Source organism: Simiduia curdlanivorans (assembly GCF_030409605.1).
In the GTDB taxonomy this organism is placed as follows: domain Bacteria; phylum Pseudomonadota; class Gammaproteobacteria; order Pseudomonadales; family Cellvibrionaceae; genus Simiduia; species Simiduia curdlanivorans.
The window spans coordinates 2,803,384-2,816,372 of the sequence record NZ_JAUFQG010000004.1; the positions used below are offsets into that span (position 1 = coordinate 2,803,384).

14 protein-coding genes are annotated in these 12,989 nt (G+C 48.6%); 12 read left to right on the forward strand and 2 right to left on the reverse strand.

The window, feature by feature from the left end:
- The first annotated feature begins 52 nt into the window (after positions 1-52).
- The 9 genes from QWY82_RS12295 to sthA are packed head-to-tail and all read left to right on the forward strand — an operon-like array spanning position 53 to position 8,622.
- Positions 53-1,396, forward strand: a complete 1,344-nt coding sequence (locus tag QWY82_RS12295) for a Na(+)-translocating NADH-quinone reductase subunit A (RefSeq protein WP_290262752.1) — start codon at positions 53-55, stop codon at positions 1,394-1,396.
- Between the two features lie 3 nt (positions 1,397-1,399).
- On the forward strand, positions 1,400-2,605 hold the full coding sequence (locus tag QWY82_RS12300) for an NADH:ubiquinone reductase (Na(+)-transporting) subunit B (protein WP_290262753.1): 1,206 nt from the start codon (positions 1,400-1,402) through the stop codon (positions 2,603-2,605).
- A complete protein-coding gene (locus QWY82_RS12305) occupies positions 2,598-3,359 on the forward strand; it encodes a Na(+)-translocating NADH-quinone reductase subunit C (protein ID WP_290262755.1) in 762 nt (253 codons plus the stop codon). The genes QWY82_RS12300 and QWY82_RS12305 overlap by 8 nt, the downstream gene beginning before the upstream one ends.
- Positions 3,360-3,362: 3 nt before the next feature.
- Positions 3,363-4,019 (forward strand): NADH:ubiquinone reductase (Na(+)-transporting) subunit D, encoded by a 657-nt coding sequence (locus QWY82_RS12310; RefSeq protein ID WP_290262757.1) that lies wholly within the window; start codon positions 3,363-3,365, stop codon positions 4,017-4,019.
- Between the two features lie 3 nt (positions 4,020-4,022).
- A complete protein-coding gene (nqrE, locus tag QWY82_RS12315; protein ID WP_290262759.1) occupies positions 4,023-4,637 on the forward strand; it encodes an NADH:ubiquinone reductase (Na(+)-transporting) subunit E in 615 nt (204 codons plus the stop codon).
- Between the two features lie 18 nt (positions 4,638-4,655).
- The gene (gene nqrF, locus QWY82_RS12320; protein ID WP_290262760.1) at positions 4,656-5,879 is read left to right on the forward strand and encodes an NADH:ubiquinone reductase (Na(+)-transporting) subunit F; all 1,224 of its coding nucleotides are present in this window, start codon (positions 4,656-4,658) and stop codon (positions 5,877-5,879) included.
- Entirely contained in the window at positions 5,845-6,921 is a 1,077-nt protein-coding gene (locus QWY82_RS12325; protein WP_290262762.1) for an FAD:protein FMN transferase, read from the forward strand. Before nqrF ends, QWY82_RS12325 begins: the two co-directional genes overlap by 35 nt.
- A 34-nt stretch (positions 6,922-6,955) precedes the next feature.
- A complete protein-coding gene (gene nqrM, locus QWY82_RS12330; RefSeq protein WP_290262764.1) occupies positions 6,956-7,186 on the forward strand; it encodes a (Na+)-NQR maturation NqrM in 231 nt (76 codons plus the stop codon).
- A 35-nt stretch (positions 7,187-7,221) separates the two neighbouring features.
- Positions 7,222-8,622 carry a Si-specific NAD(P)(+) transhydrogenase gene (gene sthA, locus QWY82_RS12335; RefSeq protein ID WP_290262767.1) on the forward strand — a complete coding sequence of 467 codons (1,401 nt, stop codon included), beginning with the start codon at positions 7,222-7,224 and terminating at the stop codon, positions 8,620-8,622.
- A gap of 52 nt (positions 8,623-8,674) precedes the next feature.
- Here sthA and QWY82_RS12340 read toward each other — a convergent pair whose 3' ends face one another.
- Together QWY82_RS12340 and QWY82_RS12345 are read right to left on the reverse strand one after the other, a co-directional pair.
- The gene (locus tag QWY82_RS12340) at positions 8,675-8,974 is read right to left on the reverse strand and encodes a hypothetical protein (RefSeq protein WP_290262769.1); all 300 of its coding nucleotides are present in this window, start codon (positions 8,972-8,974) and stop codon (positions 8,675-8,677) included.
- Positions 8,975-8,985: 11 nt separating this feature from the next.
- On the reverse strand, positions 8,986-9,528 hold the full coding sequence (locus QWY82_RS12345; protein ID WP_290262771.1) for a PilZ domain-containing protein: 543 nt from the start codon (positions 9,526-9,528) through the stop codon (positions 8,986-8,988).
- Positions 9,529-9,699: 171 nt separating this feature from the next.
- On the opposite strand from QWY82_RS12345, the gene QWY82_RS12350 reads away from it, so the two are divergent.
- From QWY82_RS12350 to QWY82_RS12360, 3 genes are read left to right on the forward strand one after another with little or no spacing between them, the layout of a single operon-like run.
- A complete protein-coding gene (locus QWY82_RS12350; RefSeq protein WP_290262773.1) occupies positions 9,700-10,938 on the forward strand; it encodes a lipoprotein-releasing ABC transporter permease subunit in 1,239 nt (412 codons plus the stop codon).
- Entirely contained in the window at positions 10,931-11,632 is a 702-nt protein-coding gene (gene lolD / locus QWY82_RS12355) for a lipoprotein-releasing ABC transporter ATP-binding protein LolD (protein ID WP_290262775.1), read from the forward strand. Before QWY82_RS12350 ends, lolD begins: the two co-directional genes overlap by 8 nt.
- On the forward strand, positions 11,625-12,863 hold the full coding sequence (locus QWY82_RS12360) for a lipoprotein-releasing ABC transporter permease subunit (protein ID WP_290262778.1): 1,239 nt from the start codon (positions 11,625-11,627) through the stop codon (positions 12,861-12,863). The genes lolD and QWY82_RS12360 overlap by 8 nt, the downstream gene beginning before the upstream one ends.
- Positions 12,864-12,989 lie beyond the last annotated feature (126 nt).

The window sequence follows — 12,989 nt, forward strand, 5'->3', positions numbered from 1 at the left end:
GGCTCCCGGCTTTCGCAGTGATTTCAAACTACTAAGTAATTAGGCAGGACGTATGATCAAGATCCGTCGGGGATTGGATTTACCTATATCCGGTGCTCCCGAGCAGACCATTCATGACGCCCCTAAAGCCAGGTCAGTTGCAGTTCTAGGCGTGGATTACCACGGCATGAAACCGACTATGGCGGTAAAGGAAGGCGACAAGGTCAAGCTTGGGCAGCTGCTGTTTAGCGACAAGAAAACCGAAGGCGTGCGCTATACAGCGCCAGCCGCAGGTACGATTGCTGCGATAAATCGCGGTGAAAAGCGCGTATTGCAGTCTGTTGTTATAGACGTGGAAGGCGATGAGGCCGAGCAGTTCGAGCGCTATGCGCCCTCTGAATTTGCTGGTTTAAGCGCTGACGCCGTGCAGAATAATCTGGTTAACGCCGGGTTGTGGACTGCACTGCGCACCCGTCCATTCAGCAAAGTCCCTGCTCTTGGCTCGCGTCCTGCTTCTATCTTCGTAACCGCCATGGACACCAATCCATTGGCCGCAGACCCAGCGCTGATTATTGCCGAGCACGCCGAAGCCTTCGCTCAGGGTTTAACGCTGTTGTCGCGTTTAACCGAAGGTCAGGTGCACGTCTGTAAAGCGGCTGGTAGCTCTGTCACCGCCGCCGGTGATCGTATTGCGGTACATGAGTTTGGCGGTGTTCACCCCGCCGGTAATGCCGGTACTCATATTCACTTTATCGACCCAGTGAGCGTGAAGAAAACCGTTTGGACTATTGGCTATCAAGATGTGATTGCCATTGCCAAGCTGTTTGCTACCGGCACCTTGTTTACCGATCGCGTTATTTCGCTTGCAGGCCCGCAGGTCGCGCAGCCGCGCCTGGTGCGCACGCGCCTTGGCGCGAACTTAGACGAGCTAACAGCAGGGCAGATGAAAGACGGTGAGAACCGTATCGTGTCGGGCTCTGTTTTTGGCGGCCGTACTTCTCGCGGTGCCTACGCTTATTTAGGCCGCTATCACCAGCAGGTAAGTGTATTGGCTGAGGGGCGCGATCGTCCTTTCCTGCATTACCTACGCGCTGGCTTTAACATGTTTTCTACAACCGGCATTTATATCTCTAAGTTGCTCGGTGGTAGTAAAAAGTATGATTTCACCACAACCACCGCCGGTAGCGAGCGCGCCATGGTGCCGATTGGTACCTATGAACGCATTATGCCGCTGGATATCCTTCCTACCCACTTACTGCGCGCCATTATTGTTGGCGACACCGACATGGCGCAAAAATTGGGCGCGTTAGAGTTAGATGAAGATGATGTGGCCCTGTGTACCTATGTTTGCCCAGGCAAATATGAATACGGTCCTATCCTGCGCGATAATTTAACCCGTATTGAGAAGGAGGGCTAAGGCATGAAATTTTTACGTAATTGGTTCGACAGCCTTGAGCCGCACTTCCACAAGGGTGGAAAGTTTGAAAGCTGGTACGCACTTTACGAGGCGGTAGATACAGGTCTGTTCCGTCCCGCGGACGTGACTAAAACCACTTCTCATGTGCGCGACGGCATTGACCTGAAACGCATTATGATTACCGTTTGGGCCTGTACTTTTCCGGCCATGTTCTACGGTATGTACAACCTAGGGTGGCAAGCCAATACCGCCATGGCGGATTTAGGCATCGCTGCCGTTGAAGGCTGGCGTGGTGGTTTGATCGAATTGTTCGCCGGCTATTCAGCCGACAGCATTTGGGACAACATGATTCACGGTGCTGCTTACTTCCTGCCCATCTACATGACGGTATTCGTTGTTGGTGGCTTCTGGGAAGTCTTGTTTGCTATGAAACGTGGCCACGAAGTGAACGAAGGTTTCTTCGTGACCTCTATCTTGTTTGCGCTGATTTGCCCGCCAGATATTCCCTTGTGGCAAGCGGCTCTGGGTATTTCCTTTGGTGTGGTAATAGCCAAAGAAGTATTCGGTGGAACGGGTAAAAACTTCTTGAACCCCGCCTTGGCTGGTCGTGCTTTCTTGTTCTTTGCCTATCCAGCGTCTATGTCTGGTGATCAGGTGTGGACTGCAGTCGACGGTTTCAGTGGCGCGACGGCTTTATCGGTAGCTTATACCGATGGTATGACGGCTTTGAGCAGCCAATTAACCTGGCTCGATGCTTTCTACGGTCATATGCAGGGCTCAATTGGTGAAGTGTCAACACTGGCCATTTTAATTGGCGGCGTGGTGTTAGTGGCTTGCAAAATTGCTTCGCTGCGCATCATTACCGGTGTTATGGCGGGCATGATGGCAACGTCTTTCCTATTTAACGTGCTGGGCAACCCAGAATCAAACCCGATGATGGCTATGCCTTGGTATTGGCATCTTGTTGTGGGTGGTTTTGCCTTTGGTATGGTGTTTATGGCCACCGATCCGGTGTCTGCATCCATGACTGAAACAGGCAAGCTTTGGTTCGGTGCTTTGATTGGTTTCATGGTGGTTATTATTCGCGTGGTTAATCCTGCTTTCCCAGAAGGCATGATGTTGGCGATTTTGTTCGCTAACTTGTTCGCCCCGCTGATTGATCACTTTGTTGTTCAGGCAAACGTTAAGCGGAGGTTGGCACGTGGCTAATAAAGAATCGACTCAAAGAACGCTTATCGTTGCATTGTTGTTATGTGTGGTTTGTTCCGTTGTTGTTGCTACTGCAGCGGTGATGTTGAAGCCCATGCAAACAGCGAACAAAGCGTTGGATTTCAAGCGTAATATTTTAGCTGCAGCTGGTTTGATGGAAGAGGGCAAAACAGTTGATGAACTGTTTTCCCAAGTAACCACTAAATTGGTTGATTTAGACACCGGTAAATTTACTGATGCTGTTGACGTTGATACTTATGATCAGCGCAAAGCTTCAAAAGATCCGGCTCGTTCTGAAAAGCTTTCATCTGAGCAAGATATTGCCAAAATTGGTAGCCGTGTAAATATCGCCAAAGTGTATTTGGTGGAAAAGAACGGCGCTATTGACAAGGTGATTCTACCGATTAAAGGCTACGGCCTGTGGTCCACGCTCTATGGCTTTATGGCGCTAGAAGCTGACCTCAATACAGTGGCTGGTTTGGGTTTTTACGAGCACGGTGAAACGCCTGGTCTAGGTGGTGAAGTTGATAATCCAAAGTGGAAGAGCTTGTGGGTCGGTAAAGAAGTTTACGCCAACGGTTCAGTTGCCATTGAAGTTATTAAAGGTAATGCCGCCGCCGGAGACTCTCATAAAATTGATGGCCTATCTGGCGCTACATTAACCAGCCGTGGTGTTGATTACTTGGTTAAATTTTGGATGGGCGAAAGCGGCTATGCTGGCTTTCTTGCCAATCTTAAGAATGGGGAGGCTTAATCCATGAAGACCAAAGATCTTCTGTTTAAACCGGTCATTGAGAACAACCCAATTGCCTTGCAAATTCTGGGTATTTGTTCCGCGCTCGCCGTTACCAGTTCACTGAAAGTGACCCTAGTAATGTGTGTTGCTTTGACATTGGTTACAGCGTTTTCAAACTTCTTTGTTGCCATAGTGCGTAACTACATTCCCAACAGCATTCGGATCATCGTGCAGATGACAATTATCGCGTCCTTGGTAATTGTTGTAGACCAGATTCTAAAGGCTGTGGCTTACGATATCAGTAAGCAATTGTCGGTGTTTGTTGGCCTGATCATTACCAACTGTATCGTGATGGGTCGCGCCGAAGCCTTTGCTATGAAAAACCCGCCGCTGCCGAGTTTCGTTGACGGTTTAGGTAACGGTTTAGGTTATAGCGCACTGCTTATTATCCTCGGTGTGATTCGTGAACTGTTTGGTTCAGGTTCTCTCTTAGGCTATAAGATTCTTCCTTTGGTTACTGATGGCGGTTGGTATGTTTCCAACGGCTTGTTGCTGTTGCCACCAAGTGCTTTCTTCCTAATAGGTTTGATTATCTGGGGTTTGCGCTCTTGGAAAACTAATCAGGTGGAAACAGAAGAGTTTAAAATTTGCGCCAATACTAAAGCGCAGGAGGCTTGATAAATGGAAGCGTTTATTAGTTTGTTTATACGCTCGATTTTTATCGAGAACATGGCCTTGGCCTTCTTTTTGGGGATGTGTACTTTCTTAGCTATTTCTAAGAAGGTTGAAGCGGCCCTTGGCTTGGGTATTGCGGTAGTTGTTGTGCTGGCGATTACTGTACCGGTTAACAACTTGCTGTATACCTATCTACTGAAAGATGGCGCACTAATTTGGTTGGGCGAAGATTTCGCGACGGTGGATTTGAGCTTTTTAGGCTTGATTACCTACATCGGCGTCATTGCTGCCATAGTCCAGATTATGGAAATGGTGCTAGATAAATACGTGCCAGCGCTGTACAACGCACTCGGCGTGTTTTTGCCCTTGATTACTGTGAACTGCGCCATCATGGGTGCGTCATTGTTTATGGTTGAGCGCGATTACAACTTCGCAGAAAGTGCCGTGTTTGGTATCGGTTCCGGCGTCGGTTGGGCCTTGGCCATTACCGCGCTAGCTGGAATTCGCGAAAAAATGAAGTACAGCGATGTGCCAGAAGGCTTACGTGGCCTTGGCATTACCTTTATCACCGTTGGCTTAATGTCGCTTGGCTTTATGTCATTCGGCGGCATAGATCTGTAATCGAGGTAAGGACCTAACATGGACATTACAATTGTAGCGGGTGTCGTCATGTTTACGGTGATCGTGCTTATGCTCGTCGCTGTGATCTTGAGTGCCCGCGCTAAATTAGTAAATTCAGGCGATGTCACTATCGTTGTGAATGAAGAAAAAACAATTACCGTTCCCGCGGGCGGTAAGCTGCTTCAAACGTTAGCCGGCAGTGGCTTATTCCTGCCGTCTGCCTGTGGTGGCGGCGGTAGCTGTGCTCAGTGTAAGTGTGTCGTACTAGAAGGTGGTGGCGAAATGCTGCCAACGGAAGAGTCACATTTTACTAAGCGTGAAGCGAAAGAAGGTTGGCGTTTATCCTGCCAAACACCGGTTAAGCAAGACATGAAGGTTCACGTTGAAGAAGACGTGTTCGGTGTTAAGCAGTGGGAGTGTACGGTTGAATCAAACCCTAACGTAGCGACCTTTATTAAAGAGTTAACGCTGCGTTTGCCTGAAGGCGAAAGTGTTGATTTTCGCGCTGGTGGCTATGTTCAATTGGAAGCGCCGGCGCACCATGTAAAATTTTCTGACTTTGACATTGAAGAAAAATTTCGTGGCGACTGGGAGCATTTTGGCTTCTTTAAGCTGGAGTCTAAGGTAACTGAGCCAGTTATCCGCGCTTACTCTATGGCGAATTACCCTGATGAAAAAGGTGTGGTCAAATTCAATATTCGTATTGCGACACCACCACCGCGCACACAGGGTTTGCCACCAGGGCAAATGTCTTCTTACGTTTTCAGTTTGAAGCCCGGTGATAAGATTACCGTCTATGGTCCCTTTGGCGAGTTCTTTGCCAAGAAAACCGAGGCGGAAATGGTGTTTATCGGCGGCGGTGCTGGCATGGCGCCAATGCGTTCGCACATTTTCGATCAACTGCGTCGATTGAAGAGCAAGCGTAAGATGTCGTTCTGGTATGGCGCTCGTTCATTGCGAGAGCTCTTCTACAAAGAAGATTACGATATGTTGGCGGCAGAGAATGACAACTTTAAATGGCATATTGCCTTGTCGGACCCGCAGCCCGAAGATGATTGGAATGGCTTAACCGGCTTTATTCACAATGTATTGTTTGAGCAGTATTTACGCGATCACGAAGCGCCGGAAGACTGCGAATTCTACATGTGCGGCCCGCCAATGATGAACCAAGCTGTTATCAAAATGCTGAAAGATTTAGGTGTTGAAGATGACAATATTATGCTTGATGACTTCGGTGGTTAAGTTGTTGTTTTTGCGTATTATTAAAGCGAGGGCGCTTCGGCGCACCTCGTTTTTGTTTTTCTGTGCCGTGCTTTTTTCAGTCTTGTCTTGCGCGCCAGCCCCTTCACCTCAAGTCAAAATTACTGGCCCAACAATGGGCACCAGTTACCATGTCACTGTTGTTGCAGATGGTGTTGACGGTGATGCGCTAAAAGCGCAAATCGATGCAGTGCTGTTAAAAATCAATCAGCAAATGTCGACCTATGATCCTGAATCCGAATTAATGCACTTTAATAACTCGGCGCCAGGCAAGTCTTTTAGGCTTTCGCCAGAGTTGGCTTTTGTGTTATCTGAAAGTCAGCGGATCAACGCGTTAACCCATGGTGCTTTTGATGTTACCGTGGGCCCTTTGGTCAACCGCTGGGGCTTCGGTCCTGAGGAAGAGGGCGTTATTCCTGACGCTGAAGAGCTGGCGACGATTATGCAGAATGTCGGCGCTCAGTGGCTGAGGATTTCTGACGATGGAAGGCAGGCGGTTCGCCAGCGGCCAATTTATATCGACCTGTCAGCTATTGCCAAAGGCTTTGGTGTCGACCAAGTAGCCGAGTTGTTGCGCGACAATGGTTACGCTAATTACTTGGTTGAAATTGGTGGGGAGCTTCGAGTAGAAGGGCACAATGCCTTAGGTTTGCCTTGGCGTATTGCCATCGAGCGGCCGAGTTTGGCACCCGGTTCGGTTCAGGCGGCGATCGGCCTGCTTAACCGCTCTGTAGCCACATCGGGCAGCTACCGTAACTTTCGCGATGTGGATGGCAAGCGTTATTCTCATACGATTGATCCTACTACTGGTGCACCGGTGACGCACAACTTGGTTTCGGTGACTGTGATTGCAGACACATGCGCGGAAGCTGATGCCTTTGCAACGGGGTTTAGCGTCATGGGGCCAGAGGCATCCTTGGACTATGCCGAATCCAATGATATGGCCATATTTCTGCTCGCTGAAATTGATGGTCGTGTGGTCGAGCGCTGGTCTTCTGCGTTTAATCAATATATAGATAAGTAGCTACTTTGAAACTGAATTATCAGAGGTGTTTAAGATGGGCACATTAATTATTACATTCGTCGTGCTTGGCTTGGTTGTCATTGCCATGTCGGTGGGTGTTTTGCTTGGGCGTAAACCTATCAGTGGCTCATGTGGTGGTATGGCTGCTTTAGGCATGGACGTTGCCTGCGATATATGTAAGGGCGATAAATCAAAATGTGATTCGGAAGAGGTGGATAGTGCCGATCAGAATTACGAATTAGCAGTTGATGCCACTAAAAAATAGCGTCAATGTTTTTATTAGGTTTGTTGGAGTAGAAAATGCCGAAGAAAAATCACTATGACGTATTGGTGATTGGTGCCGGACCTGGTGGTGAAGGTACGGCGATGGCCGCTGCTAAAGCAGGCAAAAAGGTAGGGGTTATTGAGAATCGAGCAGGCGTAGGTGGTGCCTGTGTGCATAAAGGCACTATTCCTTCAAAATCTTTGCGTCATGTTGTTAAGCAAGTCATACGACATAAAATTAACCCCTTATTTCGGGCAACTGGGGATGCCCATAGTTTTAGTTATCCGAAAATTTTGGCGGAAGCTAGCCGCGTTATTCCTCGCTATGTGGATTTGCATACGGATTTTTATACCCGTAATCGCGCCACCATTCACATAGGAGAAGCCAGCTTTGTCGATGCAAATACGCTGTCGGTGAAATTTTCTGATGGTGCAAAAGAGCGTTTGACGGCTGATACCATTGTCATCGCGACAGGGTCCAGACCTTATCGTCCAGCGGATATTGATTTTAATCACGCCCGTATTTACGACAGTGACACCATTTTAGATATGAAGCATACGCCGCGCTCGTTAATTATTTATGGTGCTGGCGTCATCGGTTGTGAGTACGCGTCGATCTTTTCCGGTCTAGGTATTAAAGTTGATTTGATTAATAGCCGCGAACATCTGCTGACCTTTTTAGACGATGAGATATGTGATGCCCTGAGTTATCACTTGCGCGACATGGGTGTTACGGTGCGACACGGCGAAGAATATGATTCTGTTGAAACCAGCGATCGTGGCGTTACGCTGAAGCTGAAATCCGGCAAGCGAATTCACGGGGATGCGCTGCTTTGGTCTAACGGCCGCACCGGTAATACGGATTCATTGGCGTTGGAAAAAATTGGCCTGAAAGCGGATGGGCGAGGGCAGTTGAAAGTAAACGATTTATACCAAACAGATATCGAACACATCTATGCTGTTGGCGATGTTATTGGTTGGCCGAGTTTGGCCAGTGCTTCATACGACCAGGGTCGGTCGGCTGCGTCCAATATTCTCGGCCAAGAAAGCCGTTACGTTTCCGACGCCCCAACCGGCATTTACACGCTGCCTGAGATTAGCTCCATCGGCAAAACCGAAAATGAATTAACCGCCGCGCGTATTCCCTACGAGGTGGGCCGTGCATTCTTTAAAAATACTGCGCGCGCGCAAATCAGCGGCGAGAAAGTAGGCGTGTTAAAAATATTGTTTAATGTGGATACCTTGGAGATATTAGGGATACATTGCTTCGGCGCAGAAGCCTCAGAGATTATCCACATCGGTCAGGCGATTATGAGCCAAAAGGGCGAGGCCAATACCTTAGCCTATTTTGTCAACACAACCTTTAACTACCCAACCATGGCAGAGGCCTACAGAACGGCCGCGTTAGATGGTTTGAATCGCGTCCAAAAAGTGTAATTTTTGATCTGCATGGCGATTGTCCCCGCCATGCAGATTGAATGCTAATGGGTCAATTGCTGGGTGTTTGGTATTGTGCTTTGGGCTTGTGCCGGAGCACGCTATGGATAACACGATCACCTTCGAAATAAACAATGTAGTTATCGTATTCCCAACGGGTTATCGGTGGCTGGCCGGTTGCATCATGCTTAACCGCCGCTGCACCGTGCTCCGACTCCACTTGAGTCATGGTTAAGCCTTTCTTGGGTAAGTTCAGCCCGTTAATGCCTTGGTTACCTATGGGGATTGCGATTTCTTCCGCGAGCGTTAGGGGCGCTAAAATGAGCAGTAGCAATAAAGATAGCAGCTTCATGGATTCGTCCTTTAGGGTGACGCTGGTTTGCGTTGGCTGGCAAGTATATGCCGAGCGATAATGGATTTGTCGCCATCTGAGATATCTCTGAACCGTGCGGCTACTAGATATTGCTTGCCTCTTTGCTCAGTTCTCAGCACTTCTGCGAAAGTAAATATACTATACCCCCCTGATAGGAATGTCATTGCTAGTGCTAGTTGTGCGCCTTTGTAGGGAGCTTTTTCTAAGCTGAAAGCTATGCCATCTTCACTTAGACTCACGGGTGCGACGGGGCTATTGGCGTTTTGCTGTGTGAACAGATAGTTAGCCAGCAGGTTCAGGCGCTTATCTTGAATTTTCAGTGCTGCCTGCACGGCCGAGTGCGCCTCTAAATTAATTTTAGATAGCTCTCGACCGAGCTTGCTGAACTCGTTGAGTAACTGGAGATTGGCGCTTTCGGGAAACAGTGCTGCCGGATTGGACTGCTGTATTTGATGTTTGTCGACGGGTTTAACCTTGAGTAATATGTCGTCATCAATTCTGTAATAACTTCGCTGTTCTTTACCTTGTGCCATGGTGGTGGCCTCTTTGTGTTTTTTTCTTCGCGGGTGCCCTTGAGTCGAGGTCGGCCTTGTTCAGTGCGCTTTATATCGTTGAGAATCTATCTGTCAACTAACTACGCCGTTGCTGGCTTCTCTTAACTTCCCACCCTTGTTTGTACAGAGTACCTCAGGTTTAATGCTTGCATGAATTATATGCCTTTATTTATCGGTCTGCGTTACATTCGAGCGCGCCGTCGCAACCAGTTTATCTCGTTTCTCAGTGGTTTTTCGATGCTGGGCATGTTGCTGGGTGTTGCCGCGCTGATTATTGTGCTATCGGTGATGAATGGTTTCGATAGGGAGTTGAAAGGGCGAATTCTGTCTGCTGTACCACACGGTTCGCTATCAGACCCTGCCGGCCTGTCAGATTGGCAGGGATTAGGGCAGGCGGCTTTATCTTCGCCGCATGTAATCGCCTTTGCGCCCTACGTAGAAGGCTTTGCCATGGTAGGTTTTGGGCGCGCACTTCAGGCAGTGTCGTTTGTGGGCGTCGATCCAGGGTTGGAAACTGGCGTATCTGAAGTTGCCGATCACATGATGATGGGGCAGCTTACCGATTTGCAAGAAGGGGATTTTGGTATCGTCTTAGGCCGATTGCTAGCGCGGCAGCTGGCGGTTGTGCCGGGTGATAAAGTGATGTTGACTTTACCTCAGCTTAATATCACGCCCGCAGGCGTGTTCCCCCGAGTTAAGCGCTTTACCGTGACCGCCATTTTTGAGGTGGGTGCGCAAGTTGATCAATCTTTGGTGCTGATGCACATATCGGATGCCCAGCGCTTGTTGCGCAAAGGCAATCTTGTCGACGGTGTTCACGTCAAGGTCGATGATATTTTTACTGCGGGCGCCATTTTGCAGGCTTTGAAGCCGCAGCTGCCTTTAACGATTAAGGTTAAGGATTGGAGCCAAACCCAGGGCAGTTTGTTTCAGGCGATAAAAATGGAAAAAATAGTCATCACGGTTTTATTGATGATTATTGTCTTGGTGGCGGCCTTTAATATTGTTACAAGCTTGGTATTGATGGTGGCGGATAAACGCGCTGATATAGCCGTCCTCCGCACCTTAGGTTTAACCGCGCGCGATGTGTTGGCCATTTTTATGGTGCAGGGCAGTACCGTTGGTATTATTGGAATATTCTTTGGCGTTATTATCGGCTCTGTTGCTGGAATTTATATTGGGCCTTTAGTGCAGTGGTTCGAGTCAGTTAGCGGGCTACATATGTTTGACCCCTCAGTATATTTTATTAGCCATCTTCCTTCTTACTGGATGCTATCAGATGTGCTTCTCGTGGCCTCAGTCGGGGTTGTATTAAGTTTGGTGGCGAGTCTGTACCCTGCCTACCGAGCATCCAAAATTGAGCCTGCGGAGACGCTGCGTTATGAATAGCATGAATCCTGTTTTGTCGTGTATCAACTTAAAGAAGGACTATGCACAGGGCTCCATAGCCGTCGAAGTATTAAAAGGGGTTAACCTATCGGTTGTTCCGGGTGAGCGAATTGCGATTGTCGGTTCTTCCGGTTCGGGTAAATCCACCTTATTGAATTTGTTAGGTGGGTTGGATTCACCCAGTGCGGGTGACGTGTCCTTGGCCGGCCACAGTTTCAGCGGTTTGGCGGATAATCAGCGTGGCAAGTTGCGCAATCAGCATTTAGGTTTCGTCTATCAGTTTCATCATCTCCTACCTGAATTTTCCGCGCAGGAGAATGTAGAAATGCCCTTGCGTATTGCGCGTCGTTCTGCGGGTGAATACGTCGCCCGAGCGCAGCATCTTTTGAATCAAGTTGGTTTGTCTCATCGCTTTGAGCATAAGCCTTCAGAGCTGTCTGGGGGCGAGCGCCAGCGTGTGGCCATTGCTCGAGCTCTGGCGATGAATCCGGGTTGTGTTTTGATGGATGAGCCAACAGGTAATTTGGACAGCGACAATGCGGAGGCGGTGCAAAAACTCATGCTGGACCTCAGTGAGCAGCACCAAATTGCGTTCGTTGTTGTTACCCATGATTTGCAGCTCGCCGAGCGCATGGACCGGGTTTATTCATTGGATAAGGGCGTGTTAACTGAGCGGTCTAGCAAACATGATTAGTCGTTTTCCCTTAGCGCTATTTATTGGCTTGCGCTATACCGGGAGCAGGCGACGTAATCAACTGGTGAGTTTTATATCGCTTATCTCTATGGCGGGCCTTGCCATGGGTGTTGCGTTGCTCCTTATTGTACTTTCGGTGATGAATGGATTCGATAAAGAGTTGCGCGAGCGAATTCTTGGGGTTATGCCCCAAGCTACTGTTTTTCATAGGGATGGCATTGAAGATTGGAGCCGCTATCAAAAGCATTTCGAAGCCCACAAAAATGTATTGGCTGGCGCGCCCTTTGTGCAACTTCAGGGCTTGATGAGTTTAGGTGCGGGTGTTGCTCCGGTAAATGTTTACGGTGTAGATGCGGATGCTGAACAGCGCGTGTCTCGCCTGAATGAATTTATTAAGCACACCACTCTTGATCAGCTTGCGGACGATCAAATTTTGCTGGGCAGTGGTGTAGCAAACCAAATTCAAGCGCAAATTGGCGATCAGGTTTCTCTCATTATCCCAGATAAAAACGAAGCCACGACCCTACCTAGAATTGGTGTCTTTGTGTTTGCGGGCATCGTCGATACCGGTACTGAGGTGGATAATGCCTTAGCTATTACCACGCTACAAGGTGCTGCACCTTTATCAGAGTTTTCCAGCAAAGTGAGCGGCATACGCTTGAAGCTCAACGATCTATTTAGTGCCCGACAAGTGATCCGGGACTTGATGCAGGAATTAAGCTTTGGTTTTTATGGGTCTGAATGGTCGCGCAGTCACGGCAATATTTTCCAAGCGGTTCAAATGTCTCGACAGTTGGTTGGCTTGTTACTTTTTCTTATTATTGCGATCGCCGCTTTTAATGTCGTCTCTACCTTAATTATGGTTGTGGTCGATAAACAGGGACAGATTGCTATTCTTCGCAGTCAGGGGGCAAGTCGGTTTGACATTCTCTGCATATTCACCGTGCAAGGCGGGATGATTGGCGTTGTCGGTACGGCTATTGGCCTAGTTCTGGGTGTGGCGGGCTCCTTCGTGGTAACAGATTTAGTTGCTTGGGTTGAACGTTTTTTTGATGTCCATTTTCTCGCCTCGGATGTGTACCCGGTGAGCTATCTACCCAGTGACTTTCGAGTGTCTGATTGCGTTAACGTTGGTTTGACGGCGGTATTGATGAGTTTTGTTGCCACGCTTTATCCCGCCTGGCGCGCCAGCCGAGTGGAGCCGGCCGAGGCGCTGAGATTTGATCATTAAAATCCGTTAGCACAGACGCTTGTACTAACGGAATTCATTGGTTCAGAGGGGGAGCTAATTTCAAAGGGTAGCCAATGAACTGGGCTGTGTTTGAAGGTTGTTTTTTGCTTAGCTAACCGTTAAACG

What these genes read in the sequence shown, in the direction of transcription:
- QWY82_RS12300 (WP_290262753.1), top strand. Translation starts at nt 1,400, where the DNA reads ATGAAATTTTTACGTAATTGGTTCGACAGCCTTGAGCCGCACTTCCAC.
- QWY82_RS12310 (WP_290262757.1), top strand. Translation starts at nt 3,363, where the DNA reads ATGAAGACCAAAGATCTTCTGTTTAAACCGGTCATTGAGAACAACCCA.
- QWY82_RS12325 (WP_290262762.1), top strand. Translation starts at nt 5,845, where the DNA reads ATGACAATATTATGCTTGATGACTTCGGTGGTTAAGTTGTTGTTTTTG.
- sthA (WP_290262767.1), top strand. Translation starts at nt 7,222, where the DNA reads ATGCCGAAGAAAAATCACTATGACGTATTGGTGATTGGTGCCGGACCT.
- lolD (WP_290262775.1), top strand. Translation starts at nt 10,931, where the DNA reads ATGAATAGCATGAATCCTGTTTTGTCGTGTATCAACTTAAAGAAGGAC.
- QWY82_RS12295 (WP_290262752.1), top strand. Translation starts at nt 53, where the DNA reads ATGATCAAGATCCGTCGGGGATTGGATTTACCTATATCCGGTGCTCCC.
- QWY82_RS12350 (WP_290262773.1), top strand. Translation starts at nt 9,700, where the DNA reads ATGAATTATATGCCTTTATTTATCGGTCTGCGTTACATTCGAGCGCGC.
- QWY82_RS12360 (WP_290262778.1), top strand. Translation starts at nt 11,625, where the DNA reads ATGATTAGTCGTTTTCCCTTAGCGCTATTTATTGGCTTGCGCTATACC.
- nqrE (WP_290262759.1), top strand. Translation starts at nt 4,023, where the DNA reads ATGGAAGCGTTTATTAGTTTGTTTATACGCTCGATTTTTATCGAGAAC.
- QWY82_RS12345 (WP_290262771.1), bottom strand. Translation starts at nt 9,528, where the DNA reads ATGGCACAAGGTAAAGAACAGCGAAGTTATTACAGAATTGATGACGAC.
- QWY82_RS12340 (WP_290262769.1), bottom strand. Translation starts at nt 8,974, where the DNA reads ATGAAGCTGCTATCTTTATTGCTACTGCTCATTTTAGCGCCCCTAACG.
- nqrM (WP_290262764.1), top strand. Translation starts at nt 6,956, where the DNA reads ATGGGCACATTAATTATTACATTCGTCGTGCTTGGCTTGGTTGTCATT.
- nqrF (WP_290262760.1), top strand. Translation starts at nt 4,656, where the DNA reads ATGGACATTACAATTGTAGCGGGTGTCGTCATGTTTACGGTGATCGTG.